This window comes from Caulobacter sp. BE264 (assembly GCF_031457805.1).
Lineage (GTDB): Bacteria > Pseudomonadota > Alphaproteobacteria > Caulobacterales > Caulobacteraceae > Caulobacter.
In genome coordinates this window covers 85,588-109,977 of sequence record NZ_JAVDXI010000004.1, presented here as the reverse complement: position 1 = coordinate 109,977, position 24,390 = coordinate 85,588, and the positions used below count along the sequence as shown (strand labels likewise).

At 68.8% G+C, this 24,390-nt stretch carries 28 protein-coding genes; 10 read left to right on the top strand and 18 right to left on the bottom strand.

The window, feature by feature from the left end:
* Positions 1 to 37: 37 nt before the first annotated feature.
* From xylB to J2X45_RS11140, 3 genes are all read right to left on the bottom strand, one after another.
* Positions 38 to 784, bottom strand: a complete 747-nt coding sequence (xylB, locus tag J2X45_RS11150) for a D-xylose 1-dehydrogenase (RefSeq protein ID WP_310214635.1) — start codon at positions 782 to 784, stop codon at positions 38 to 40.
* A 5-nt stretch (positions 785 to 789) separates the two neighbouring features.
* Positions 790 to 2,226, bottom strand: coding sequence for an aldehyde dehydrogenase family protein (locus tag J2X45_RS11145; protein WP_310214633.1), 1,437 nt, complete (start codon positions 2,224 to 2,226; stop codon positions 790 to 792).
* Between the two features lie 76 nt (positions 2,227 to 2,302).
* Positions 2,303 to 3,457 carry a fumarylacetoacetate hydrolase family protein gene (locus J2X45_RS11140; protein ID WP_310214631.1) on the bottom strand — a complete coding sequence of 385 codons (1,155 nt, stop codon included), beginning with the start codon at positions 3,455 to 3,457 and terminating at the stop codon, positions 2,303 to 2,305.
* 196 nt (positions 3,458 to 3,653) lie between these two features.
* On the opposite strand from J2X45_RS11140, the gene J2X45_RS11135 reads away from it, so the two are divergent.
* Together J2X45_RS11135 and J2X45_RS11130 are read left to right on the top strand one after the other, a co-directional pair.
* On the top strand, positions 3,654 to 4,136 hold the full coding sequence (locus J2X45_RS11135; RefSeq protein ID WP_310214629.1) for a hypothetical protein: 483 nt from the start codon (positions 3,654 to 3,656) through the stop codon (positions 4,134 to 4,136).
* Between the two features lie 82 nt (positions 4,137 to 4,218).
* Positions 4,219 to 4,740: a hypothetical protein gene (locus J2X45_RS11130; protein ID WP_310214628.1), complete on the top strand. Its 522-nt coding sequence runs from the start codon at positions 4,219 to 4,221 to the stop codon at positions 4,738 to 4,740.
* A 148-nt stretch (positions 4,741 to 4,888) separates the two neighbouring features.
* On the opposite strand, the gene J2X45_RS11125 is transcribed toward J2X45_RS11130, so the two are convergent.
* From J2X45_RS11125 to J2X45_RS11110, 4 genes are read right to left on the bottom strand one after another with little or no spacing between them, the layout of a single operon-like run.
* Entirely contained in the window at positions 4,889 to 5,326 is a 438-nt protein-coding gene (locus J2X45_RS11125; RefSeq protein WP_310214626.1) for a DUF1178 family protein, read from the bottom strand.
* Positions 5,327 to 5,345: 19 nt separating this feature from the next.
* Positions 5,346 to 6,182: a carbon-nitrogen hydrolase family protein gene (locus J2X45_RS11120; RefSeq protein WP_310214624.1), complete on the bottom strand. Its 837-nt coding sequence runs from the start codon at positions 6,180 to 6,182 to the stop codon at positions 5,346 to 5,348.
* Positions 6,179 to 6,433 carry a glutaredoxin 3 gene (grxC, locus tag J2X45_RS11115; protein WP_310214622.1) on the bottom strand — a complete coding sequence of 85 codons (255 nt, stop codon included), beginning with the start codon at positions 6,431 to 6,433 and terminating at the stop codon, positions 6,179 to 6,181. Before grxC ends, J2X45_RS11120 begins: the two co-directional genes overlap by 4 nt.
* A 28-nt stretch (positions 6,434 to 6,461) precedes the next feature.
* Entirely contained in the window at positions 6,462 to 7,259 is a 798-nt protein-coding gene (locus J2X45_RS11110) for a ComF family protein (RefSeq protein ID WP_310214620.1), read from the bottom strand.
* Here J2X45_RS11110 and J2X45_RS11105 point away from each other — a divergent pair.
* Positions 7,258 to 8,169 (top strand): methyltransferase domain-containing protein, encoded by a 912-nt coding sequence (locus tag J2X45_RS11105; RefSeq protein WP_310214618.1) that lies wholly within the window; start codon positions 7,258 to 7,260, stop codon positions 8,167 to 8,169. The genes J2X45_RS11110 and J2X45_RS11105 overlap by 2 nt on opposite strands.
* A 9-nt stretch (positions 8,170 to 8,178) precedes the next feature.
* Here J2X45_RS11105 and J2X45_RS11100 read toward each other — a convergent pair whose 3' ends face one another.
* The gene (locus J2X45_RS11100; protein ID WP_310214616.1) at positions 8,179 to 8,352 is read right to left on the bottom strand and encodes a Flp family type IVb pilin; all 174 of its coding nucleotides are present in this window, start codon (positions 8,350 to 8,352) and stop codon (positions 8,179 to 8,181) included.
* Positions 8,331 to 8,735: an 8-oxo-dGTP diphosphatase MutT gene (mutT, locus tag J2X45_RS11095; protein WP_096052285.1), complete on the bottom strand. Its 405-nt coding sequence runs from the start codon at positions 8,733 to 8,735 to the stop codon at positions 8,331 to 8,333. Before mutT ends, J2X45_RS11100 begins: the two co-directional genes overlap by 22 nt.
* 399 nt (positions 8,736 to 9,134) lie before the next feature.
* Here mutT and J2X45_RS11090 point away from each other — a divergent pair, with 399 nt between their 5' ends.
* Together J2X45_RS11090 and J2X45_RS11085 are read left to right on the top strand one after the other, a co-directional pair.
* Complete coding sequence (locus J2X45_RS11090) at positions 9,135 to 10,565, top strand: DEAD/DEAH box helicase (RefSeq protein WP_310214610.1); 1,431 nt, start codon at positions 9,135 to 9,137, stop codon at positions 10,563 to 10,565.
* A gap of 155 nt (positions 10,566 to 10,720) precedes the next feature.
* Positions 10,721 to 12,985 (top strand): PAS domain-containing protein, encoded by a 2,265-nt coding sequence (locus tag J2X45_RS11085; protein WP_310214608.1) that lies wholly within the window; start codon positions 10,721 to 10,723, stop codon positions 12,983 to 12,985.
* Position 12,986: 1 nt separating this feature from the next.
* Here the strand turns inward: J2X45_RS11085 and J2X45_RS11080 are convergent, their stop codons facing one another.
* The 7 genes from J2X45_RS11080 to J2X45_RS11050 form a co-directional block, all read right to left on the bottom strand.
* Positions 12,987 to 14,546 (bottom strand): hypothetical protein, encoded by a 1,560-nt coding sequence (locus tag J2X45_RS11080; protein ID WP_310214606.1) that lies wholly within the window; start codon positions 14,544 to 14,546, stop codon positions 12,987 to 12,989.
* Positions 14,543 to 15,295, bottom strand: coding sequence for an ABC transporter ATP-binding protein (locus J2X45_RS11075; protein ID WP_310214602.1), 753 nt, complete (start codon positions 15,293 to 15,295; stop codon positions 14,543 to 14,545). The genes J2X45_RS11080 and J2X45_RS11075 overlap by 4 nt, the downstream gene beginning before the upstream one ends.
* Positions 15,296 to 15,436: 141 nt before the next feature.
* Positions 15,437 to 15,739: a glycine zipper 2TM domain-containing protein gene (locus J2X45_RS11070; RefSeq protein ID WP_310214600.1), complete on the bottom strand. Its 303-nt coding sequence runs from the start codon at positions 15,737 to 15,739 to the stop codon at positions 15,437 to 15,439.
* A 101-nt stretch (positions 15,740 to 15,840) separates the two neighbouring features.
* Positions 15,841 to 16,857, bottom strand: coding sequence for a glycine zipper domain-containing protein (locus tag J2X45_RS11065; RefSeq protein WP_310214598.1), 1,017 nt, complete (start codon positions 16,855 to 16,857; stop codon positions 15,841 to 15,843).
* 129 nt (positions 16,858 to 16,986) lie between these two features.
* Positions 16,987 to 17,751 (bottom strand): bifunctional 2-polyprenyl-6-hydroxyphenol methylase/3-demethylubiquinol 3-O-methyltransferase UbiG, encoded by a 765-nt coding sequence (gene ubiG, locus J2X45_RS11060; RefSeq protein ID WP_310214597.1) that lies wholly within the window; start codon positions 17,749 to 17,751, stop codon positions 16,987 to 16,989.
* Positions 17,748 to 18,140 (bottom strand): type II toxin-antitoxin system VapC family toxin, encoded by a 393-nt coding sequence (locus J2X45_RS11055; protein ID WP_310214592.1) that lies wholly within the window; start codon positions 18,138 to 18,140, stop codon positions 17,748 to 17,750. The genes ubiG and J2X45_RS11055 overlap by 4 nt, the downstream gene beginning before the upstream one ends.
* Positions 18,130 to 18,663 carry an AbrB/MazE/SpoVT family DNA-binding domain-containing protein gene (locus tag J2X45_RS11050; RefSeq protein ID WP_310214590.1) on the bottom strand — a complete coding sequence of 178 codons (534 nt, stop codon included), beginning with the start codon at positions 18,661 to 18,663 and terminating at the stop codon, positions 18,130 to 18,132. The genes J2X45_RS11055 and J2X45_RS11050 overlap by 11 nt, the downstream gene beginning before the upstream one ends.
* A gap of 205 nt (positions 18,664 to 18,868) precedes the next feature.
* Between J2X45_RS11050 and J2X45_RS11045 the strand changes: the two genes are divergently transcribed.
* The 3 genes from J2X45_RS11045 (at position 18,869) to J2X45_RS11035 (ending at position 21,220) form a co-directional block, all read left to right on the top strand.
* A complete protein-coding gene (locus J2X45_RS11045; protein ID WP_310214588.1) occupies positions 18,869 to 20,116 on the top strand; it encodes an aspartate kinase in 1,248 nt (415 codons plus the stop codon).
* 165 nt (positions 20,117 to 20,281) lie between these two features.
* Positions 20,282 to 20,746: a hypothetical protein gene (locus J2X45_RS11040; RefSeq protein WP_310214585.1), complete on the top strand. Its 465-nt coding sequence runs from the start codon at positions 20,282 to 20,284 to the stop codon at positions 20,744 to 20,746.
* A gap of 120 nt (positions 20,747 to 20,866) precedes the next feature.
* Positions 20,867 to 21,220 carry a CZB domain-containing protein gene (locus J2X45_RS11035; RefSeq protein ID WP_310214582.1) on the top strand — a complete coding sequence of 118 codons (354 nt, stop codon included), beginning with the start codon at positions 20,867 to 20,869 and terminating at the stop codon, positions 21,218 to 21,220.
* Positions 21,221 to 21,223: 3 nt separating this feature from the next.
* Here the strand turns inward: J2X45_RS11035 and J2X45_RS11030 are convergent, their stop codons facing one another.
* Positions 21,224 to 21,667 carry a nuclear transport factor 2 family protein gene (locus J2X45_RS11030; protein WP_310214579.1) on the bottom strand — a complete coding sequence of 148 codons (444 nt, stop codon included), beginning with the start codon at positions 21,665 to 21,667 and terminating at the stop codon, positions 21,224 to 21,226.
* 90 nt (positions 21,668 to 21,757) lie between these two features.
* Positions 21,758 to 22,684, bottom strand: a complete 927-nt coding sequence (locus J2X45_RS11025) for a PHB depolymerase family esterase (RefSeq protein WP_310214576.1) — start codon at positions 22,682 to 22,684, stop codon at positions 21,758 to 21,760.
* A 120-nt stretch (positions 22,685 to 22,804) separates the two neighbouring features.
* Here J2X45_RS11025 and J2X45_RS11020 point away from each other — a divergent pair, with 120 nt between their 5' ends.
* Together J2X45_RS11020 and J2X45_RS11015 are read left to right on the top strand one after the other, a co-directional pair.
* Positions 22,805 to 23,746: a DMT family transporter gene (locus J2X45_RS11020; protein ID WP_310214574.1), complete on the top strand. Its 942-nt coding sequence runs from the start codon at positions 22,805 to 22,807 to the stop codon at positions 23,744 to 23,746.
* 209 nt (positions 23,747 to 23,955) lie between these two features.
* Complete coding sequence (locus J2X45_RS11015) at positions 23,956 to 24,354, top strand: glycine zipper 2TM domain-containing protein (RefSeq protein WP_310214572.1); 399 nt, start codon at positions 23,956 to 23,958, stop codon at positions 24,352 to 24,354.
* Positions 24,355 to 24,390 lie beyond the last annotated feature (36 nt).

Genomic DNA, 24,390 nt, shown 5'->3' with positions numbered 1-24,390 from the left:
GGAAGCCCCCGCCCGTCGCACGGCCGACCTCAGCCTCCTAACGCCAGCCCGCGTCGATCCAGTATTCGTGGCCGGTGCACAGCGACGCGTCGTCCGAGGCCAGGAACAGCACCAGCGAGGCGACGTTCTCGGGCAGGATGCGACCCTTCAGGCACTGGGCCTTGACGATCTCGGCCTCGCCCTCGGGCGTGTACCACTTCTCCTGGCGCTTGGTCTTGACGTTGCCCGGCACCACGCAGGTGACGCGGATGTCGTCGGGACCCAGCTCACGGGCGAGAGCCCGGGTCATGCCCTCGATACCGGCCTTGGCGGTTTCGTAGAGGACGAGGTCCTCCAGCCCCAGGTGCCAGCTGATCGAACCGAAGTTGATCACCGCGCCGCCGCCGCGCTTTTTCATGCCCGGCGCGACGGCCTGGGTGCAGAACAGCATGTGGCGCAGGTTGACGTTGATCCGCTCGTCCCAATAGGCGCCGGTCACGTCGGCCAGGCTGTGGCGGTCGTCATTGCCGGCGTTGTTGACCAGCACGTCGACGTCGCCGATCTCGGCGAAGGTCGCCTTGATCGCATCGAGGTTCATCAGGTCGCAGCGCTTGTAGACCGGCGGGATCGGCGAGCCGGCCAGCTCGGCCTCCAGGGCCTTGGAGTCTGCGTCGGCGATGTCGAGGAAGATCACTTCCGCGCCCTGGCGCGCGAAGCCGGCGGTCAAGCCGGCCCCGATCCCCGAGCCGCCGCCGGTGATGACGACGCGCTTGCCCTTCAGGCTGGGATAGATGGCTGAGGACATGCTGCTTACGACCACGAGTAGGAGGTTTTGGTCTGGGTGAAGAACTCGACCGCCGCGAAGCCTTGTTCACGAGCGCCGTACGAGCTGCTCTTCGTGCCGCCGAACGGCACGTGATAGTCGACGCCGGCGGTGGCCAGGTTGACCATGGTCATGCCCGCGCGGGCGTAGCGCTGGAAGTGGCGGGCGTGCTTGAGCGAGGTCGTGGCGATGCCCGCCGACAGGCCGAACTCGACGCCGTTGGCGATCTCCAGGGCTTCCTCGTAGCTCTTGATGCGGATGGTCGAGGCGACGGGGCCGAAGACCTCTTCGTTGTTGATCCGCATGCCGGCCTCGGTGTCGGCGATCAGGGTCGGACGCACGTACCAGCCCGGATTGTCGAGCTTGATGCGGTCGCCGCCGGTGACCACGCGGCCGCCTTCGGACGTCGCGATGTCGATATACTTGTAGCTCGTCTCCATCTGGTCTTCGGAGACGGCTGGGCCGATCTGGGTGTTGGGGTCCAGAGCGTCGCCCACGCGCAGGGCGGCGACCTTCTCGGCCAGCAGGGCGACGAACCTGTCGTGGATGCCGTCCTGAACGATCAGGCGCGAGCTGGCGGTGCAGCGCTGGCCCGTGGCGAAGAACGAGCCGTCCAGCGCGATGGCGACAGCGCGCTCCAGGTCGGCGTCGTCCAGCACGATCAGCGGGTTCTTGCCGCCCATCTCCAGCTGCACGCGGGCCTGACGGGCCATGGCGGCGGCGGCGACCTGCGCGCCCACGCCCTGCGAGCCGGTGAACGAGATCCCGTCCACGTCCTTGTGCTTGATCAGGGCGTCGCCCATCGAGCCGCGACCGAACAGCATGTTGAACACGCCGGCCGGGGCGCCGCACTCGGCCATGATGTCGGCCAGCACATTGGCGGTGGCGGGCGTCGGGCCGGCCGGCTTGATCACCACGGTGTTGCCGAAGGCGAGCGCCGGGGCGGCCTTCCAGGCCGGGATGGCGATGGGGAAGTTCCAGGGCGTGATCAGGCCATAGACGCCGACCGCCTGGCGGTAGGTCTGGATCTCGACGCCCGGACGGGTGCTTTCCAGGTTCTGGCCGTGGCGGCGCAGGGCTTCACCCGCAAAGTACTTGAAGATGCGGCCGGCGCGGACGGTTTCGCCGACGCCTTCGGCCAGGGTCTTGCCCTCTTCGCGGGCCAGCAGGCGGCCGATGTCGGCGCTGCGAGCGATGATGGTCGAGCCGACCTTGTCCAGCAGGTCCGAACGCACTTCCGGCGAGGCGTCGGCCCAGGCCGGGAAGGCCTTGCGGGCCGCGTCGACGGCGGCGTCGACCTCGGCCTGGCCGCCCATCGGGACCTTGGCGACGACGTCGTTGGTGTTGGACGGGTTCAGGCTCTCGGCCGGCGCGTCAGCGGCGACGCGTTCGCCGCCGATATAGTGGCGCAGGGTGTCGGTCATCGCGGGAAGCTTCTCCAAGCATTTTCGAGCGAAGTGGGTACCGGTTCGCGCGAAGAAAATGCGTTAAAACAAAAAGTTAGAGGAGGCCGCGGCCGGCCAGGTTGCGGATCAGGGCCGAGATGCCGAACGTCCACGGCTTGGCCTTGTCGCAGGTGGTGACTTCGTTCTCGAGCACGCCCAGCTTCGGCGTCGAGACGCGGACGCGGTCGCCGACCTTGTGGGTGAAGCCCTGACCGGGCGTATCCCGGTCCTGGATCGGCGCGAACATCGTGCCCAGGAACAGCGCAAAGCCGTCCGGATACTGGTGCTGCTTACCGTAGGCCTGGCCGGCCAGCACGGCCGGATCGCGGCTGATCAGGCTCATGTTCGACTTGCCGTCGAGCACGAAGTTGTCGCGGCCGGTGATCTTCAGCTCGACCTCGGCCGAGCGGACGTCGTCCAGGCTGAAGGTGTCGTCGAACAGGCGGAAGAATGGACCGATGGCGCAGCTGGCGTTGTTGTCCTTGGCCTTGCTGAGCAGTAGGGCCGAGCGGCCCTCGAAGTCGCGCAGATTGACGTCGTTGCCCAGCGCCGCGCCGCGGATCTGGCCCGAACCGTCGCACAGCAGCACGACTTCCGGCTCAGGGTTGTTCCAGTGGCTGTCGCTGCGGACGCCGACCTGGTCGCCCCAGCCCATCGACGAGAGGGTCGGGCCCTTGGTGAAGATCTCGGCGTCGGGGCCGATGGCCACTTCCAGGTACTGCGACCAGAGACCGTCCTTGATCAGGGTCTGCTTCAGGCGCTCGGCGCCTTCCGAGCCCGGGTTCACGCTCTTGAGGTCGCCGCCCATGCTGGCCGACAGCTGCTCGCGGATCTTCAGGGCGGCGGCGGCGTCGCCGCGCGCGCGTTCCTCGATCACCCGCTCCAGGGTCGAGACCGCGAAGGTCACGCCGGCGGCCTTCAGGCATTGCAGGTCGACGGGGGCCAGCAGCTTGACCGGCGCGGCGCCGTCCGGGTCTTCCCAGACCGGGCGGATGTCGAGCGCTTCCAGCGGGCCCTTGTCCTCGCCGCGCGGGATCGCCGCGCCGGGGCCAAAGGCGTTCATCAGGTCCGCCAGGGTGGGGGCGATCTTCGAGACGTCCTCGACGCGGCCGCCGCGCACCAGCACCGGCGTCGGACCTTCGCCGAAATCAATACGCCCCAGCAGGGTCGCGTCTTTCCAGTCTTCCGGAAGGAATTCACTCACGCCCACGGCGTCCGTCTCCCCAAATCTCGAGCGTCTGAAGCGCCGACACCGTCGGCGGCGCGCGTTCGTCGGCACTTGGTAGCGCTAACATCAAGCGACGGCAAGTAGGTTGTCTGACCAGTCCCCGGAATTGGTCGCGTCCCCGGCCAAAGCGTTCCGTGCTAGAAGCCGCCGACGAACCACGCACCGGAACATCGCTCCCATGACCGACCTCACGCCCGACCAGGAAGCCGCCCTGCTGTCCGCGCTCACCGACACCTGCCGCGCGGCGGGCTATGTCGTCGAAGCGATCGACCGAGGCCTGGAGATCTCGGGCGAGGACCAGGACGAGGGGGCCTTCTATCTTCTGCCCGACCACGGCTGGCTGCAGATCCGCTGTCTGGTGCTGGACCATGAAGACCTGGACGCCGCCCGCGACCTGACAGCCCTGTTCGAGACCATGGCCCGCGCCCAGTTCCGTCTGATCGGCTGCCGCTTCGCCTTCGATCCGGGGGCCGGTCTCTGGCTTGTGGAAGACCTGTATCCGGGCTTCGATCCGGCCAGCGTCCCGACTGTGATGGAGCAGATGACCTTCATCTGGTCGTCGCTGGAGGACTTGTTCGACGCCGCGCTGGGCGGGGCCACGCCCAATGACGACGCCTTCGACGCGGCGTTCGATCTGGAAGCCGGCGGCCCGCCGAACTAACTTGCACGCTGAGGGACTTGCGACGGGAACCGGCGGCGAGGCTTGCCGTTCCCGCAGCGTGTTTTGTCGGGAAGGCGTTGCGATGTCGAAGAAGCTGCTGATCATGGCCGGGGCGGCCGCCCTCCTGCTGGCCTCTGCGGCCCACGCGCAGGTCAAGCCGCCGGCCAAGCCGGACGAGCCCTCCGGCCGCTGGGGCGAGGCGGGCAAGAAGGCTGTCGACATCGGCACCCAGCCGGTGCGCGACGTCGGCCTGTCCAAGCGCGACATCCCGCCGGTCCTGGTGAAGGCCTTCGACGACCCCTACAGCCTCAAGGGCCTCAAGTCCTGCCAGGCCCTGGCCAACGAGGTGAAGGCGCTGAACGTGGTGCTGGGCCCCGACTACAAGGTCGGCGCCGAATACGCCGAGAACCGCGCCGGCAAGCTGGCCGAGGCGGGCGGCAAGACGATCATCAACAGCATCATCCCGTTCCGCGGTCTGGTGCGCGAAGTCACCGGCGCGGCCCCCGCCGACCGTCAGATGAACGCCGCCGTCGACGCGGGCCTGGCCCGTCGCGGCTTCCTCCGCGGGGTGCATCTGAAGCAGGGCTGCAAGACGAAGTTCTGACCTCTCTCCCGACGTCCCCGGCGAAGGCCGGGGTCCAGATCGAACCCTCCGGCGTCGCTGGGTCGGCGGAGGCTGTGGGCGGGCCCACCCCAAACGTTCCGGATGAATCTGGGCCCCGGAATTCGCCGGGGAGGTCGGGTTTGGAGCCTCAGTTCACGTCCGTCTTCTTCGGCGGTCCGGGCGGCAGCGGGGCGACCTTTACGCCGTCCTCGACCAGGGCTTTCACCTCTGAGGGCGAGGCCTCGCCGTAGATGCCGCGCTCTTCGGACTTGCCCTCATGGATGGCGCGGGCCTCCTTGGCGAAGGCGTCGCCGACATAGTCGAAGTTCTCCTCGACGTGCCGGCGGACCTCGCCCATGGCCGTCATCATCATCTCGCGCATCTTGGGATCGACGGCGGGCTCGGCGGAGCGCTGCGCCTTGGTGCCGGCGACGGCCGGGGCCATGATCTGCTTGGACACGCCGGTCGAGCCGCACACGGGGCATTCGACCAGACCGCGCGCGGCCTGATCGTCATAGTCGGCCGAGGAGCCGAACCAGCCCTCGAATTCATGAGTCCGGTCGCACCGGAGCGCGTACTTGATCATGGGATTGAAATGGTGACGCTCACGGGCCGGTGAAAGCCCGGGCGTTCTTCAGGGCGGGGATCGCCGCGCGGGCCCTGTCGGCGGCGGGCAGGTCGAGGTCGGCCAGCAGCACGCCGGGTTCGTCATGGTTGAGCGCGGCGATCACCTCGCCCCACGGCCCCACCACGATCGAGCGGCCCCAGGTGCCGCGCCCGTCCTCGTGGAACCCCCCTTGCGCGGCGGCCAGCACGAACGAGCCCGTCTCGATGGCGCGCGAGCGCAGCAGGATCTCCCAGTGGGCCTCGCCGGTGGGGCGGGTGAAGGCGGCCGGAACCGTCAGCACGGTCGCCCCGGCCAGGGCCAGGGCCCGGTGCAGAGCGGGAAAGCGCATGTCGTAGCAGATGGTCAGGCCAAGCCTGGCCCAAGGCGTGTCGACCACCACGGCCGCCTCGCCGGGCTCATAGGCCGAGGACTCCCGAGCCGTCTCCCCGGTCGGCAGATCCACGTCGAACATGTGCAGCTTGTCATAGGTCGCCACGATCGCGCCGGTCGGGTCGATGACGACCTGGCGGTTGGCGGCCTTCTCGCCGGCTTCGCGACGCACCAGGGCCGAGCCGATGTCGATCCAGGTTCCCGTCTGGGCGGCGATCTCGCGCAGGCCCGACACTACCGGATCCTCGTCCAGGGTCTTGAGCGCCGGCAGCAGCAGGCTGCGGTCCTTCTGGACGACGTTGGTGCATTCGGGCGTCAGCACGAACTGGGCGCCGCCCGCGATCGCCTCGCGCACCAGCGGCGCCACGTGGTCGAGCGCGGCGGCGTGGGTGGCGGGGGTGCGGGTCTGGATCAGCCCGACGCGGAGCGGCGCGGTCTGGCTCATGCGTTCAGCAGCGCGTCCAGCTTGCCCTCGCTTTCCAGGGCCATCATGTCGTCGCAGCCGCCGATATGCTGCTCACCCACGAAGATCTGCGGGAAGGTGTTGCGGCCCGAGCGCTGCATCATCTCCTGGCGCAGCGCGGGATCCATGCCCGCCTCGATCTCGGTGAAGTCGGCGCCCTTGTCGTTCAGCAGCGCCACCGCGCGCGAGCAGTAGGGGCAGAAGGGGCGGGTGTAGATGGTGACCTTGGCCATGAGGTGACTCGCTGGTGTTTCGCCGTCCTCATATAGGACGCGCCTGTTGTTCTGTAACGCGCGCGACGACGGATAGGGTCACGCTGGCCGCGCCAGCCGTCAGCAGCGCCCGCGCGCAGCCCTCGGCGGTGGCGCCGGTGGTCAGGACGTCGTCAACCAGCAGGATCTTGCGCCCCTCGACGAGCTGTCGGCGGGCAGGTGGGACGACGAAGGCCGCCGCCACGTTGCGTCGCCGCCCCGAGGCGGACTTGCCGCCCTGGCTGGCGGTGTCGCGTCGCCGCACGAGCGCGTCGGGGAGGTAGGGGCGCTCCGCCAGACGGGCGAGCGGCCGGGCGATCTCGGCGGCCTGGTTGTAGCGCCGCGTGAACATCCGGGATCTGTGCGTAGGGACGGGGGCGATGGCGTCCGCCTCGTCCAGCAGGTCGACCGCCGCGCGCGACAGCCAGCGGGCGAACAGGCCCGCCAAGTCGACGCGGTCGGCGTGCTTAAGCATCAGGATCAGATCCCGCGAGTGCTCGTCATAGACGCAGGCCGCGCGGGCCCGCGCGAACGCCTTGGGCTTGGCCTGGCAGGCCAGACATCGCTCGGCCGCCGCGTCGGTGTAGGGCATCGCCAGGCCGCAGCCGTCGCAGACTGGATCGTCGATGAAAGTCATCTTGGCGAACGCCGCTGGCGACAGGCCGCCGGTCAGGGCGCTGGCCCCGTCCAGGCTGGCGGGCGGCAGGATGAGGTCCAGCAGACCGCGCCCCAGGCCGCGCAAATGCGGGACGATCTGGCGGGGAGCGGCTTTCCATGTCGGTTCGAAATCGCCATGTTCCGCCCGCATGACCGCTTCTCCGCTCCTGTTCGACCGCGCCCTGCATCGCCAGCGCCTTGACCGCGCCGCGCCCGACTTCGCTGCGGCCGACTTCCTGAAGGCCCGCGCCGCCCAGGACGTGGTGATGCGGCTGGAAACGATCCTGCGACGCTTTCCGGTCGCCGTCGACCTCGGCGCGAGAAATGGTCATTTTTTCAAGGCGTTGAGCGACAGCGACGCGCGCGCCAATATCGATACGCTGCTCGAGACCGACCTTTCGGGCCGCATGTTGGCCGGGCGCGAGACCCTGCGCGTCGTCGCCGACGAAGAGCGACTGCCGTTCGGCGACGCGTCCCTGGACCTGATCGTCTCGACCCTGTCGCTGCACTGGACCAACGACCTTGTGGGCGCTCTGATCCAGATCCGCCGGGCGCTACGGCCTGACGGCCTGTTCGTCGGGGCCATTTTCGGCGGGGCGACCCTGACCGAGCTGCGCCAGTGCCTGCTGGCGGCCGAGGCTGAGCTGTCGGACGGGGCGTCGATGCGGGTCTCGCCGTTCGCCGACGCCATCGACGCGGCGGGCCTGTTGCAGCGGGCGGGCTTCGCCCTGCCGGTGGCGGATGTTGATCGGGTGAAAGTGCGCTACGCCCACCCGATCGCGCTGCTGCGGGACCTGCGCAAGATGGGCGAGACCAGCGTGCTGCTGGACCGCGCGCGCAAGCCCCTGACCCGCAAGGTGCTGTTCAGGGCGATGGAGCTCTATGTCGAACGGTTCGCCGAGGCCGACGGCAAGGTGCCGGCCACCTTCGAGATCGTCTCGGTCACCGGCTGGGCGCCGCACGACAGCCAGCAAAAGCCCCTCCGGCCCGGCTCGGCCAAGATGCGGCTGGCCGATGCTCTGGGGACTCAGGAGCAATCGACCGGCGACAAGGCGGGTTAAGGGGCGCCTCTAGCCGCCCATCGCGTCGGCGGACTTGGTGAAGGCGGTCTTGATGCCGTCGCTCAGCACGGTCATCGCGCCGATCAGGGCGATGCTGATCAGCACCACGATCACGCCGACCTCGACCGCCGTGGCGCCTGACTGGTCGCGCCAGAACGCGCTCAGAGGACGTCGCGTAGCCACGCCACCAGAGGCTCGTCGGCCGGCGGCATCGGATAGTCGCTCAGCTTGTCCGGTTTTACCCATGCCAGCGCCTCGTGCTCCTTGCGCGTCACTTGGCCTTCCCAGCGACGCAGCAGGTAGAGTGGCATCAGGAGGTGAAAAGACTCGTAACTGTGAGACGCAAAAACAAACGGCGCCAGGCAGGCGTGCGCGACCTTGATCCCGAGCTCTTCCTGAAGTTCGCGGATCAGGCATTCCTCAGGCGTCTCGCCGGCCTCGACCTTGCCGCCCGGAAACTCCCACAGGCCCGCCAGCTGCTTGCCCTGCGGGCGCTGGCAGATCAGCACGCGGCCATCGACATCGATCAGGGCGGCGGCGGCGACGAGGACGATGGGCTTGGTCATGGGCGCGGTTTGGCGCGGCGCGGTTGCGTTGTCCAGATGCTCCCCCGCGTTGCGGGGGAGCTGTCGCAGAGCGACTGAGGGGGCTAGCCGAAGAATAGCCGCGTTCGCCCCCTCCGGCCCTTTGGGCCACCTCCCCCGCGTTGCGGGGGAGGAACTGGCCGGATTTTCCACAAAACTTGACTTTCCCGCTAGGATAACCCATATCCGCCTCGCGCCACTTCGGCGCTATTGGCGCTCCAGCCGCGTGAGGGTCCGTTTTCGGACCAGCCTGTCGAGCGCCTTGAGAGCTTTTCTCACCGATCGCCCGTGCACGCGGGGCGCTCCCCGAACGACAGCCGATGGGCCAGCCGTGCGAGGAACGCATGCGCTGTCTTTCGGCGCATGAAAGACACAACACACGTGACTCAATTTTCCGACCTTGGCCTGGCCAAGCCGCTGCTGAAGGCGCTTGCTGAAAAGGGCTACAAGGAGCCGACCCCGATCCAGGCCCAGGCCATTCCGGTGGTGCTGCAAGGTAAGGACCTGCTGGGCATCGCCCAGACGGGCACCGGCAAGACCGCCGCCTTCGCCCTGCCGATCCTGCAGCGCCTGGCCGAGGACCGCAAACCCGCCCCGCGCCGCGGCTGCCGCTGCCTGGTCCTCTCTCCGACGCGCGAACTGGCCACCCAGATCGCCGAGAACTTCAAGGCCTACGCCGTTCACATGGGCCTGTCGGTCCACACCATCTATGGCGGCGTCAAGTACGGCCCGCAGATGAAGGCCCTGGCCGGCGGCATCGACGTGCTGGTCGCCACGCCCGGCCGCCTGATGGACCACATGGCCGAGAAGTCGGCCATCGTCTCGGGCACCGAGATCTTCGTGCTCGACGAAGCCGACCAGATGCTGGACCTGGGCTTCGTGGTGCCGATCCGCAAGATCGCCGCCCAGCTGACCAAGAACCGCCAGAACCTGTTCTTCTCGGCCACCATGCCCAGCGAGATCGGCAAGCTGGCCGGCGAGCTCCTGAACAACCCGGTGCAGGTCTCGGTGGCCCCGCAGGCCACCACGGTCGAGCGCATCGACCAGCGCGTGCTGTTCATCGAGGCCCAGCGCAAGCGTCCGCTGCTGGCCGAGCTGTTCGCGGACTCGAGCTTCTCGCGCACCATCGTCTTCACCCGCACCAAGCGCGGCGCCGACCGGGTGGCCAAGTACTTGAACGCCGCCGGCGTCGAGGCCGCCTCGATCCACGGCGACAAGACCCAGGGGCAGCGCGAACGCGCGCTCGCCGCCTTCAAGGCGGGTGAGATGCGGGCTCTGGTGGCCACCGACATCGCCGCGCGCGGCATCGACGTCAACGACGTCAGCCACGTCATCAACTACGAGCTGCCCAACGTGCCGGAGGCCTATGTCCACCGGATCGGCCGCACCGCTCGCAAGGGCAAGGACGGCATCGCCATCAGCTTCGTCAGCGATGACGAGCGCAACCTGCTGAAGGACATCCAGAAGGCCACCCGCCAGACGATCCCGTCCTTCGACCGTCGCAACGACAAGCAGCTGGCCGCCGCCGCCGCCGTCGCCGACAAGCTGGTTCCGGCCGAGAAGTATGTCGATCCGCGCAAGGCCGACCCGCGCAACGACGTCCCCTCCGAGCTGCGCCGCAAGCGCCAGCGCAACCGCAATGGCGGCGGCGGTGGTCGCCCCGAAGGCGGGCAGAAGGCTCAAGGCCGTGGTCCGGGTCAGGGCAAGGGCCCCGGCAAGCCGGGGCAGAAGTCCGGCGAGGGCCAGAACGCGTTCCGCGGTCCCAAGCGCCAAGCCGCCGTGGCGGAGAAGCGCTGGTCGCCTATCGATTGATCCTTCGGGATTACAATAGGTTGTAACTTGGGAGGTGAAGAGGCTTCTTCGCCTCCTAAGGCGACGTTTCGTCACGCCGACGCTTGAATACGCCTTCGCTATGGGTTCACCTTACGGTTAAGGCCGGTCGGGGGGCCGGATGGGGGATCTTGCGGATGGGCGAGGGCGGCCACAAAGCCACGCCTGCTTTGACGAGGATCGTGGGCGGCGACATGGCCGCGCGCGTCGCCGCGTTCGACTGGTCCAAGACCCCCCTCGGCGAGCGAGAAAACTGGTCGCCGGCGTTACGCCTGGCGACCGACATCGTTCTGGCCAGCAACTTCCCGATGGCCCTGCGCTGGGGCCCCCAGCTAGTCCTGATCTACAACGACGCCTATGCGCCGGCCTTGCACGAGCGCCATCCCAGCGCGCTGGGCCAGAGCTTCTACGACACCTCGCCAGGTTTCCAGGCTGCGTTGCGCGGGTTGCACGAAGACATCATGACGGGATCGAGCCGAGGCCACGCCTTCGAGCGACTGCCGATGAAGGTGTTGCAGAACGGCGCCCTTGAGCTCGCCTACTTCTCAGTCAACTACAGCCCGGTGCCCGACGCCAGCGCGCCTACAGGCATTGGCGGGGTGCTGGTCGCCGCCGTCGAGATCTCGCAGTCGGTCGAGGCGGAAAAGGCGCTGCAGGTCACCCAGGAGCGCTATGAGATGGCGCGGTCGGTCGCCGGGGTGGTGGGGGCCTGGGAGTGGGACATCAAGGCTGACAAGGTCTATGCCGACCCGCGCTACGCCGAATTGCACAACGTCGATCCTGAACTGGCCGGACTGGGCCTGCCGGTCCAGAAGTTCGTCCCAGCGATCCATCCTGATGACCGCAGCCGGATCCAAGCGGTCGCCACGAAGTCGGCCGCGACGGGCGATATTTTTTCTGAAGAATACCGTCTGATCCAGTCGGACGGTTCGATCCGCTGGATCTACACGCGCGGTAAGGCCTATCTGGATGAGGCTGGCCAGCCGTCGCACAACACTGGCGTCATCATCGACATCACTGAGCGCAAGGCGGTGGAGGCCGAGCTTGCCGCCGCCCGTTTTGATCTCGACCTCGCCGCCCAGGCGTCGGGCATGGGGCGATGGGTCTTGCGGCCGCAGCTTGGCCAGCTGTACTGGGACGCGCGCGCGCGCGCGATACTTGGCCTCACTGAAGACGAACCTGCCAGCACCGAACGCTTCGCGCAGCTGTTGCATCCCGATGATCGCGACGCGGTGATGGCGGAGATGCGCGCCGCCATCGAGCCGCACGGTCCGGGGACAATCAATCGAGAGTTTCGTATCGTCAGAGCCAACGATGGCGCCCTCCGCTGGAACGAGGCGTTTGGTCAGGCCTTCTTTGAAGACGGCGTCTGCACGCGGTTCGTCGGCGTCGTATCGGACGTCACCGAGCGGCGGGAGTCGGTGGAACGCCTGCTGCGGCAGGAGGAGACCTTGCGTCTGGCCCTGGAAGCCGCGGACGTGGGAACCTGGGACCATGACCTTGAAAGCGGCCAGGTGCGGCTCTCGGACCGCTGTTATGCGATGTTCGGGGTGCCGATCGGCGAGCCGGTCACGCTGGAGCAGCTCCTGCCGCTCACCCACGAAGCCGATGCGGCGCGCGTTCAATATGCGATCGAGCGCGCCCTGAGCCCGGCTCTACGCGAAGACTACGCCGTGGAGTTTCGGGTGACCGGTCGGGACGACAATGTCGAGCGCTGGCTGTCGGTGAAGGGCAAGGCGTTCTTCGACGAAAATGGCGCCCCCGTGCGCTTCATCGGGGCTGCGGTCAACATTACGGAGCGAAAGCGCGCCGAGTTGCACCTGCGTCTGCTGGTCAATGAGCTGAACCATCGCGTGAAGAACAGTCTGGCCACGATCCAGGCGATCGCGGCGCAGAGCTTCAAGGGGCAGTCGTCTCTGGAAGAGGCGCGCGCAGCGTTTTCGGAGCGGATCATCGCACTGTCCGAAGCCCATGACCTGCTGACGCGGGAAAACTGGGAAGGCGCTGACATGCACGCCGTCGCCGCGCGCGTCGCCGCGCTCCACGGTGGGGATAGTCGCTTTGATCTCAGCGGCCCCTCCGTTCGTCTGTCGCCCAAATCGGCGTTGTCGCTGTCCATGGCGCTCCACGAACTGGCCACCAACGCGGTGAAGTACGGCGCCTTGTCCCTGCCGGACGGGCGGGTCCATATCGCCTGGGGGCTCGCCCCCGAACCCGGCGCGCCCCGCCTCGACCTCACATGGACCGAACGCGGCGGTCCCGTCGTCAAGCCGCCCGAGCGGCGCGGCTTCGGCTCGCGCCTGATCGAGCGCGGGCTCGCCGCCGAGCTGGCCGGCGCGGCGGTGATCGACTTCCAGCCCGAGGGCGTGGTCTGCCGGATCCGGGCGCTGCTCGAGGCTTGAACTAGTTGGACGCCGCTGAGGCGGCGCGCAGGGTGGCGGCGATCTGGTCGTCCGTGCGGCGCATCGCGATCGTCAGCGCCCCGGCCACGATCAGCGGGATCACCGCCCAGACCAGCAGGCCCGCCACGGCCAGGGCCGTGGCCCCGCCGATCAGGGTGGCGATGAACACCCCCGCCAGGCCGGCCAGGAATGAGCCGCCGTGACGCCGCTTGAAGTCCGCCCGCTTGCCGGGCCTCTGATGCCACACGCCGATCAGCCCGGCCGCCCAGGCGGTCAGCGCCGCCCCGAGCGCGGTCCACAGCCCCGCCAGCGGCGCATACCAGGTCAGGACCGCGATGGGGACGACCAGCAAGAGCGCGACGGGGATCAGGGCGGCGGCCAGCTTGGCGCGGTTCAGCACGCGCATGGGCGTCGGCGAAATGGCCAGCAGATCAGGGGTGTCTTCGGCCGACACGGTGATCCAGACCAGGCTTGCGGCCACCTGACCGGCTAGGAAGGTGACCGCCGCCGCCGGACCCGCCAGGGCCCAGGCGGGCATGTGCTCGGCGCTGCGGGCCATCACGAAGGCCAGGGGCACCATGTAAAGAACGCGCAGCAACACCTGCGACAGCAGCGCCGCGTCACGGCTGACCAGGCGCAGCTCCTTGCGCAGCGTGGCCTGGAAGGCGCCGCCGGCGAAGTCGCGGGCCGGGCCCTTGGCCGCCTTGCGGGTCTCGGCCCCTTGGGTGGCGGCGGCTGCGTCGGCGAAGCGCCGGCCCAGAACGCGGGCCGCGAACAGGAACACGCTAAGGCCGATCGCCATCAGGATCAGCAGCGGGATCGGTTGGCCCACCGCCGCGCGCAGCGGCAGGTCGGCGAACGGCGGCGGCTGGATGCGGCCGTCCCGCACGTCGAGCGCGATGCGCGCGAACAGGCTTTCCGAGGCGTCCTCGCCCATCAGGTTGCGATACTGGCTGGCCAGGAAGAAGGCCGCGCCGATCAGCGCCGCCAGGACCTGGGCCACGGTGCGGGTGCGACGCGGGCCGATCAGAGCGAACAGCGCCATGGCCAGCAGGAGACCGATCCCGGACGCGCCCAGCGCCGCGGCGATCAGCACCCCGAACACGCCAGCCCAGTGCGGATGACCCATGAAGAGCGACGGCGCCAGGATCAGCGCCGCCGGCAGCAAGAACCATAAGCCCGCGCCGACCGCCAGGCCCAGGGCGCGGACGAACAGCACCTTGCGCGGCGACAGCGGCGAGGAGAACAGCAGGTCCAGATCGCCGCGCTCATAGAGCGCGTTGGCGGCGGCCGCCAGGGTGTTGGCGAGCATCAGCGTCAGGATCACCGCCAGCGCCATGTCGACGATGATCACCGAGAACGGCGTGATCGGGACCTCGTAGCCCCGCGTCGCGAACGCCAGCGCTGCGCCGCCGAGCAGCGCGAAGGCCCCCAGCACGCCGAAGGCGATGATCGAGCCGACGCCGCTGGACTTGCGGCCCGCCGAGACGCCGCGCCAGGCCAGACGTATTTCGTGGGCCAGGAGCCAGGGCGTGCTGGCCGGCTTGAACGGCAGGCTCACGCGGCGGCCTCGGCCGTCAGTTGCAGGAAGACGTCCTCAAGGGTGCGGCCGCTGGCCTCGCCGGCCCGGCTGCGCAGTTCGTCCAGCGTGCCTTCGGCCAGCAGACGGCCGCCGGCGATGATGCCGATGCGGTTGGCCATTCGCTCGGCGACTTCGAGGATGTGGGTGGTCAGGATCACCGTGCCGCCCGCGTCGACGCGGGCCTGCAGCATGTCTTTCACGAGACGCGCGGCGGCGGCGTCGAGGCCCGTCAGCGGCTCGTCCAGGATCAGCAGCTTGGGGTCATGGATCAGGGCGCCGGCCAGGGCCACCTTCTGCTTCATGCCGCGCGAGAAGCCCTCGCAGCGGCGGCGCGCTTCGGAGGCCAGGCCCAGGGTCGTCAGGAGCTCCTCGGCCTTGGCCTTGGCGGTGCGCGGATCGATGTTCCAGAGCCCGGCGACGAACTCCAGATATTCCAGCGGCGTGAGCTTGTCGTAGATCATCGCCTCGTCGGGCGCCCAGGCCAGCAGCGCCTTGGCCGCCGACGGGTCCTTGCGCGCGTCGACGCCGAAGATGGCGATCTCGCCTGCGTCCGGTTGGGTAAGGCCCGCCACCATCCGCAGGGTGGTGGTCTTGCCCGCGCCGTTGGGTCCCAGAAGGGCGTAGAGCTCACCGGCGCGGACCGTCAGGTCCAGGTCTGAGACCGCAGGCTTGGCGAACGTCTTGTTCAACCCGCGAATGACCAAGGCTTCCGTCAACACCGCCCCCAAAGCACAACACAGAGTCGGCTATTGAGCCTGATGCGGCCCCTCAGGCAAGCAGAGCCTCTAGCGGGCGCGTCGAGACGCATACGCAAAGGGCGCCGGACTTGTGTCCGACGCCCTTGCTGGCCTTCCGAAGACCGAACCGCCTTAGCGGTAACGGTACTCGTAGTGGCACTTCTTCTTGCTCTTGCCGATCTCGTGGCCAGCCACGGCGCCGACCGCGCCGCCCAGGAGGGCGCCTTCGGTCTTGTTGCCGCGGGCCGCGACGGTGTTGCCCAGCAGGGCGCCGCCCAGGCCGCCGATGATGGCGCCGTTCTTGGCCTTCGACTTCTTGCAGACCAGTACGCGATAGCGGCTGTTCGACTGAGCGTCGGCGGTGGTCACGGCCACGGTGCTGGCGGCGAAGCCGACGGCGGTGGCCAGGATGATGGCTTTCAGGGGCGCGCGCATGACGAGCTCTCCGTTTGTCGTTTCTTGTTTCGATCCCTCGGAAGTTCAACGCTCAGGCCGGCGAGCGGTTTCCAGATCGCCGGCCCGGCGTGAGACGAGGATCAGCCTTGGACGCGGTAGCGACCGTCGGCGTCGGGGCAGACGCGGACGTAACGGGTCTCGACGCGACCGTTGTATTCCGTGGGGGCCGGCGCCAGGCGGCAGCGCTCATCGGCGGCGGCGTAGCGGCCGTCGCTGTAGCGATAGGGCTGGGTCTGCTCGTAGGTGTAGTAGCTACCCTGCGTGTCGCATTTGGCCGAGGCGTTGCCGACGGCCGCGCCGACGCCCGCGCCGACCAGGGCGCCCAGCACCGTGCCTTCCGGACGGGCGTTGCGGGCGGCGACGTTCGAGCCGAGGGCCGCGCCGGCCAGGGCGCCGATCACGCCGCCGACGGTGGCGTTGCGCTTGGCGTCCTGACGGCAGTCGGGGCCGTAGTTGGTGTTGGCGCCGATATTGGTGCTTGTGTCGATGCTGTAGCCGCCGGCGTACGGCGCGCCATAGCGGCTGGCCTCGCCCGGATAGCGGCGGTCATAGCTGCCATAGCCGTTGCGGCGATCATAGGCGTCGCGGGCGGCGATGTAGCGGTCGCGGTCGCGCTCCCACTGGTCGCGGTTGGCGTCATAACCGGCGTAGCTGACGCCGCTCACCCGAAAGCGGGCGGCTTGGCTGGGATAGCGGCGGTCATAGGCGCCGTCGCCCTTGCGGCGGTCGTAGTTGTAGCGGGCGCGCTCATAGTTGGCGCGGGCGCGTTCGAACTCGGCCTGCTCGGCGTAGTAGGCGGCGCTGTCGCGATACTGCGCCACGCGGTAACGCTCGGCGTAGCTCGGATAGCGGCGGTCATAGGCGCCGCGCCCATAGCGGCGGTCATAGTCGTCGCGAGCGCGCACATAGTTGGCGCGGTCGCGCTCATAGGCCGCCTGGCGCTGCTGATACTCGGCCACGCTTTCATAGTAGTTCGAACGCTGAGCGTCGTAGCGCTCGAGGCTGCGCTGATAGGCCGGGTCCTGCGCGAAGGCGGGGGCGACGGCGCCGCAGGCCACGGTGGTGGCGAGCAGCGTGGCCAGGAGTCTCGAAGTCATGGTGGTGGTCTCCGTTCAGATCGAACGGATCGACGGCCGACCCCCGATAACCAGGTCGCCAATCCGGGGGCGTCCGCCCCTGCGGAGACGATAAGCGCCAGTGGGCGCAGAGGTTCCCTGAGGCCGTCCTCAGTCCCTCGTCACCGTCATCATGTAGTTGATGTCGGTGTCACTGGACCGGCTCCAGCGGCCGGTCAGCGGATTGTAGGCCACGCCGAACGGGCCCTGCATGGCCACCGGCTCGCCGGCCAGGAAGGCGCGCAGCTCCTCGGGTTTGAGGAACTGCTTCCAGTCGTGGGTGCCCGGCGGCACCCAGCGCAGCACGTATTCGGCGCCGATCTTGGCCAGGGCCAGGGCCTTCAGCGTGCGGTTCAGGGTGGCCACGACCATGATCCCGCCGGGCTTGAGCAGCTTGGCGCAGGTGCGCAGGAACTCGCCCGGATCGGCGACGTGCTCGATGACCTCCATGGTCAGGACCACGTCGAACGGCCCCGCGCCCTCGGCCAGCAGCTGCTCGGCGGTGGCGGGGCGGTAGCCGATCTCCAGACCCTGTTCGGCGGCATGGGTGGCGGCGGTCTTGATATTCTTCTCCGAGGCGTCGATCGCCGTGACGTCGAAGCCCAGCCGCGCCATGGGCTCGCTCAGCAGGCCGCCCCCGCAGCCGATGTCGAGCAGGCTGAGGCCCTCGAACGGCGCGCGGGCGGCGCCATCGCGGCCGAACCGCGCCAGGGCCTGCTCGCGGATGAAGGCCAGGCGGCAGGGGTTGAACACATGCAGCGGCGCGAACTTGCCCTTGGGGTCCCACCACTCGGCGGCGATGGCCGAGAAGCGGGCCACGTCGGCGGGGTCGATGCTCCAGGAGGGGGCGGCGGAGGCGGGCGCGGCGTTCGTCATGATCCGCGTATCAGCACGACTTCCACCGGCAGGTCCAGATCGGACCACGCCGTATCGGCGGTCAGTAAGGGCAGGCCCTCGCGCATCGCCAGGGCCAGACAGGCGCGGTCGCCCGGGGAGAGGCCCTTGTGGCGGGTTGTCTTGCGCAGCAGGGCGGCCTGAATGGCCAGGTTGCGATCGAAATCCGCCACGGCGAGCGATAGCGCGTCCAGTTGGCGGTCGATCCGCTCAGGTGACAGGCCGCGATCGAGCATCTTCGACATCACCTCGGCGAGATTGACCGCGCTGATCGACGCGCCGGGCAGGGCGGGGGCGACGGATTCCCGGCCCCTTTCCTGAAAGACCACAGCCAGGACGGCCGAGGCGTCGACCACCACCCTAGTCGTCACGACGAAGCCCGGCCTCGTCCATCTGGGCTTCAAGTTCCTCGATCGCGGCTTCGCGCCGGCGCTCTTCGATCAGCTCGAGCGAGGCCAGCGCACCAGGCGGCGGCGGCTGCGCCAGCCGCGCCTTCATGAGCTGGATGCCGGCCTTGCCGCTGACCAGGGTGAAGCGCTCATCCTCGAGGTCGGCGATGATAAGCCCCCCCGGCCGCGCCCCCAGGGCCTTCAGCACTTCGGGGGGCAGGACCACCGATCCATTGGCGCCGACACTCAGGAAATAGGTGTGCGGCGGCGTGTATTGGAAGAAGGCCGCGTCGGCCTCGGCCATGCCCTCCATCGCCATCGCCAGCGGTTCCGTAGTGGCCAGCTTGGGCGGCCCCGGCTCCTCCAGCACGTTCCTGACATGCTGGTAGCGCTTGCCCAGCAGGCGGGCGATCTCGGCGCGCGGATAGCCGGCTGCGTCCAGGGCGCGGATCTTCGCCGCAACGGTCTTGCAGCCCGCCAGGGTTTTCTCGAGCTCGGGCGACATGCAGTCCTCCGGCGTGGGAAAAAGGACATTAGATAGTTAGGTAGGTTGCATGGGGAGTCAAGGCGAGCGCCTCATCCGTCAAAAAAGACACCGCCGCGACATTGCCGTTGCGCCATCGGCTCGCTAGAAGGCGCGGGCTTGCGCGAGGGGGAGCGATCCGGCCGCGCGGGCGCAAGAAATAACCAAGTGTCGAGGTACCAGGGACGTGTCACGTCTGGTGATGAAGTTCGGCGGCACGTCGGTGGCCGACCTGGAGCGCATCCGCCGTGTGGCGCGCCTGGTCGCCGCCGAGGTCGCCACGGGTAAGCAGGTCGCCGTCGTCGTGTCGGCCATGTCGGGCAAGACCAACGAGCTGGTCGCCTGGACCGACGGCGCCGGCCGCGCTGCGGCGGGCCTGCCGGAGTCGGACGACGAGTACGACGCCGTCGTCGCCTCGGGCGAGCAGGTGACCGCCGGCCTCTTGGCCATGACCCTGCGCAACATGGGCCACAAGGCCCGTTCGTTCCTGGGCTGGCAGGTGCCGATCCTCACCGACGAGGCCCACGGCCGCGCGCGGATCGAGGAGATCCCGCCGGAAAACCTCGAGGAATGCTTCGCCAACGGCGAGATCGCCGTGATCGCCGGCTTCCAGGGCGTGACCCCGAACCGCCGCATCACCACCCTGGGCCGGGGCGGTTCGGACACCAGCGCCGTGGCCATCGCCGCCGCCGTCAAGGGCGACTGCGACATCTATACGGACGTCGACGGGGTCTACACCACCGACCCGCGGATCGAGAGCAAGGCCAAGCGCCTGGCCAAGATCTCCTACGAAGAAATGCTCGAAATGGCCTCGCTGGGGGCCAAGGTTCTGCAGACCCGCTCGGTCGAGATGGCCATGGCCCATCGCGTCCCGGTGCGGGTGCTGTCCAGTTTCGTCGAACCGGGCGAAGCCCCGGGCCAAGGTACGATCGTCTGCGACGAGGAAGAAATCATGGAAAAGCGCATCGTCTCGGGCGTCGCCTACAGCCGCGACGAAGCCAAGATCACCCTGCTGGGCCTGCCCGACCATCCGGGCGTGTCCTCGCAGATCTTCGGCCGCCTGGCCGACGCCAATGTGAACGTCGACATGATCGTGCAGTCGCGCGCCCGCAGCGCCGACACCGCCAACATGGAGTTCACGGTCGGCAAGCGTGACGCCACGCGCGCCGTCGAGATCGTCCAGGCCGCCCAGAAGGAGATCGGCTTCGAGGCCGTCGCCGTCAACGAGGACGTCGCCAAGGTGTCGGTCATCGGCGTGGGCATGCGGTCGCACGCCGGCGTGGCCCAATCGATGTTCCAGGCCCTGGCTGAGAAGAACATCAACATCCAGGTCATCTCGACCTCGGAGATCAAGATCTCGGTCCTGATCGACGCGGCCTACACCGAACTGGCCGTCCGCGCCCTGCACGCGGTGTACGGGCTGGATCAGCTTTAGTCCTTTAAACTGTCATCCCGGCCAAGCGCGAAGCGCGCCGAGCCGGGACCGCCGGAAGCTGAGTTCGTGGCGGTCCCGGCTCTTCGCTTCGCTGCGGCCGGGATGACAGCTTAGATGAAAACGTCGCGTTCGGACGTTATGAGGGCGTCAGCCCAAGAGAGTCCCATGCCCGACGTCTTCAAGTTCGACCCCGACGCCAAGACCGTCACCTTCCACGGCGACGCCGGCCTGGAGCTGCTCTACGACCTTTTGCTGCGCGCCAAGTTCGGCGACGGCTATGAGAAGCCGCTGCTGGTCAGCCCCTGGCTGGCGTCGCTGCTGAAGCAGTTGGACAAGGCCCTGCCCGACGATGGCCAGTGGTTTCCCGAAAAGCCAGGCCAGCCGATCTTCGACACCGACGACCTGCTGGCCATGGGCGACGCGGTCATCGAGGAAGGCCATACCGTCGGCTGGTGGTCGATGAGCGAGGCTGAAAAGCGCATCTATCTGCGCGAGACCATCGCCGCGCCGCACCCGCTGACCGACCTTGAGGTCGAGTTCATCGAGAACGACATCGACGCGGCGCTTGAGCAGGCCCGTCGCCTGGTGGCCGACGCCGACGAGCCCCTGGCGATGCCGGGGCACGGCTGACCGTTGTCGCAGATGTCCCCTTAAGGGGACGAAGCGAAGCCGTTAACGCTGCTTGGTCACCGATCGACAGCCAAGTTTGGAATATTCGCCGCTCAGTGAATTTGAGTTGCGAGGTACCTCATGGATTTCGACGCCGCCATCGCCGCCCACGCTGACTGGAAAGTGAACTTCCGGATCGCCCTGGCCACCCACAGCACCGTGGACGCCCAGCGCGCCTGCTCGGACAGGAACTGCGCCCTGGGCCACTGGCTGCATGGCGAGGCGAAGGCCAAGCTGTCCGGCGACAAGACCTATCTGCAGTGCGTCGAGGCCCACCGCGACTTCCATGAGGCCGCCGGTGAGGTGGCCAGCGCCATCAACCGTAAAGACTTCCAGCGCGCCGCCGACATGATCGACGTCGGCTCGAAGTTCCATGACGCCTCGATGCGCGTGGCCGTGGCGGTGCGTCGCCTCAAGACCATGGCGCCGGTCTGACTGCTAATTCGCGGCCGGCCTCGGCTTGGGATACCAGAGCGCGTTGACGATCACCCAGCGCTCGCCGAACCGGCCAAGGCTCAGGTGATCGACGAACCAGGGCGTCTCGACACGCGCGATCGCCACATCGCCGGCCACGTCCAGCACCCGGACGGTGCGGTCCCACTGATCGCGCGGGGTCTTCAGGGCGCCTTGGCGCGTCAGGTCGATCAGTTCGTCGCGGCTCATCCGGCGCAGGGCCAGGACCTCGTCGGGATCGGCCTTGGCGCGGACGGCGCGCTTGGCGAGGTCGGGATGCAGGGCGCGGGTGACGCGGGCGGTGTCGCCTTCCAGCTGACCGTCGACATAGTCGAACGCCACCGCCTCCACCGCCTTGACGGTCGCCGGGTCCAGCGCCGGGGGCGGGGCGGCTTGCAGGGCCAGGGCGGTCAGCAGGGCGGCGATCATGCGCGTCTCCGGTCGAGTCGTTTGCGGCGCCGCAAGCTCGCGACGAATCGTGACGCTTACGTGGCGAACCGGCGTTCTTTCAGTCGTCCCCTAGCGTCCCTCCCGCCGGTAGCGCGAGAGGAAAGCCCACAGGGCGTCGTTGTCGGCGAGCCAGGTGTGGCCGCCCCCGACCGTCATGCGCCCCACCACGTCGGCGTCGCTCCGACAGCCGGAATAGCGCTCCTCATAGACGCTCGGCGCGACCCATTGCGTGGTCGGCGGCGCCTGGCAGCCGTTCAGCGCCGCCCAGCGCTGCTCGGCCGCGTGCATCGTGTACTGCCAGTAGCCCGCGCCGCCGCCCTGGGTAGGATTGGTCGTGTCGGTGTCACCGGCGAAGGCGATCACCGGCATCGGACGCGCCGGCTGGCAGGTGGCCGGATCGGGCTCGTCCGGCTTCTCGCGGCGCGGATTGCCCGCCCGCAGGCCCACCACCGGCGCGATCGCCGCGTAGCGGTCCGAGGCCACGCAACCCAGCCAGGATGCCATGCGTCCGCCGCCCGACAGGCCGGTGACATAGACGCGGGCGGGCTCGACGCAGCCCGCCGCGACCAGACCGTCGACCAGCGCCGCCAGATAGGCCACGTCGTCGGCGTCCGAGGCGTCGGGGATCTTGCCGGTCACGGTCGGCACGCCCGGGATGTTCCACGCAAAGCCCTTGCCGGCCGATATGGCGGCGGTGGGCGCGGCCACCAGGAAGCCGTGACCCTCCGCCGTCGCTTCCAGCCGGGAGGCGGCCAGCATCCGCGCGCCGTCGCCGCCGCTGCCGTGCAGGAGGATCAGCAAGGGCGCGGGCTGGTCCGCTGCGAGGCCGGCGGGACGCCGCAGCAGGAAGGGCCGCCCGGTCGCGCCGGCGTCCACGCTGACGGTCGCGCCCGGCGAACCGACGGCGCAGGCGGCGTGGGCCGTCGCGGCGCCTCCGAGCCCCGCCAGCACGGCCAGCAGCGCCACAAATCCGCGCTTGAACGCTCCCGCCGTCATTGGTCGTCTCCTGCCCTTGGTCTGTGCGGGCAGCTTAGCCATCGGGCGAAGGCTTCGAAACCGCGTTGTGAGACCCTGTCGGCGCGAGCCAAGCCGGCGGCGGACTGCTATGCGGGCCTCATGACTCCCTCGCGCAACCTCCTGCTTGGCCTCCTGTGCGGCGTCATCGCCGGGGCGTTCTGGGGCGGGGTGTTCCTGGCGCCCAAGCTGCTAGCGGACTTCACGCCGCTGCAGGCGACGGCGGGGCGGTATCTGGCCTATGGCCTAGCGGCCGCCGTGCTGCTGCTGCCCAGCTGGAAAGCGGTCATGGCGCGGATGGACGGACGCGACTGGCGCGACCTCATCCTGCTGAGCCTCTTGGGCAACCTGATCTACTATGTGGGCCTGGCGCTCGCCGTGCAGAGCGCGGGCGTAGCCCTGGCCTCGCTGGTCATCGGCCTCTTGCCCGTGACCATCACCCTGGTCGGCGCGCGGCCGGGGGAGGGCACGCCCTTGCGGCGCCTGATCTGGCCGCTGGCGCTGATTGTCGCCGGCGGGGTCTGCATCAATGTCGACGCCTTCGCCGCCGCTGGGCGAGCGGGGATGGGCCGAACCCTGGTCGGCTTGCTGGGGGCCTTGCTGGCGCTGGCGGTCTGGACCGCCTACGCCGTCTGGAACGCCCGGCGCCTGGCCGCGACGCCCAAGTTCAACAGTCACGAGTGGTCGCTGCTGACCGGCGTCGCCACGGGCCTGCTGTCGCTGGTCATCGTGGTCCCGGCCTTCGCCCTCGACGGCAAGGCGCATCCGGCCAGCGCCTGGGGCCTCTTCTGGGGCGTCAGCTTCGCTGTGGCCGTCGGCGCGTCGGTGATCGGCAACGGCCTGTGGAACGCCGCCAGCCGCCTGCTGCCGTTGTCGCTGTCGGGGCAGCTGATCGTGTTCGAGACGGTGTTCGCCTTGCTGTACGGTTTCCTGCATGAGGGCCGCTGGCCGCGCGCGCTGGAGAGCGTGGCCATGGCGCTGATGCTGGCCGGGGTGCTGTGGTCGGCGCGATTACATCGGGGACCTACCCGAGAGACCGGCTAGGCGCTGCGTCCTTCGAGGCGCGCTTAGGAGCGCGCACCTCAGGATGAGGGGTTCATGGCTGTAGCGTCCTCATCCTGAGGCGCCCGCGCAGCTGGCCTCGAAGGACGCACGGCCTCCCCCCGAACCTAAACCCCACCTGAACGACCGGTCCCGATCTCGTTCAGGGCGGCGGGTCTACAACGCCTATCAACAGAGATAGGAGACCCGCCATGAAGACCCTCGGCACGTTCACCAAGACCGCCATCGCCGTCACCGTCGCCGGCGCGCTGGTCGCCCCGGCCTCCGCCGCCTTCGCCGGCGAAAAGACCGAGCGCGCCATCATCGGCGCGGTGATCGGCGGCATCGCCGGCGCGGCGATCGGCGACGGCAAGACCGACGCGGTCGCCATCGGCGCCGTGGCGGGCGCGGCCCTCGGCGCGACCACGGCTAAGGACAAGTACGACCGTCGTTACAGCCAGTCGTACCGGACCGCCCCGCGCTACGGCTACGACAACCGCTACGCCTACGACAGCCGCGCCAACAGCCGCTACGCCTACGATCGTCACGGCCACCGCTATGAGCGCCACGATCGCTATGACAGCCGCTACGCCTACGGCTATCGCCGCTAACCCATCGCCGCTGGAGTTCTGATCCCTCCTCCAGCG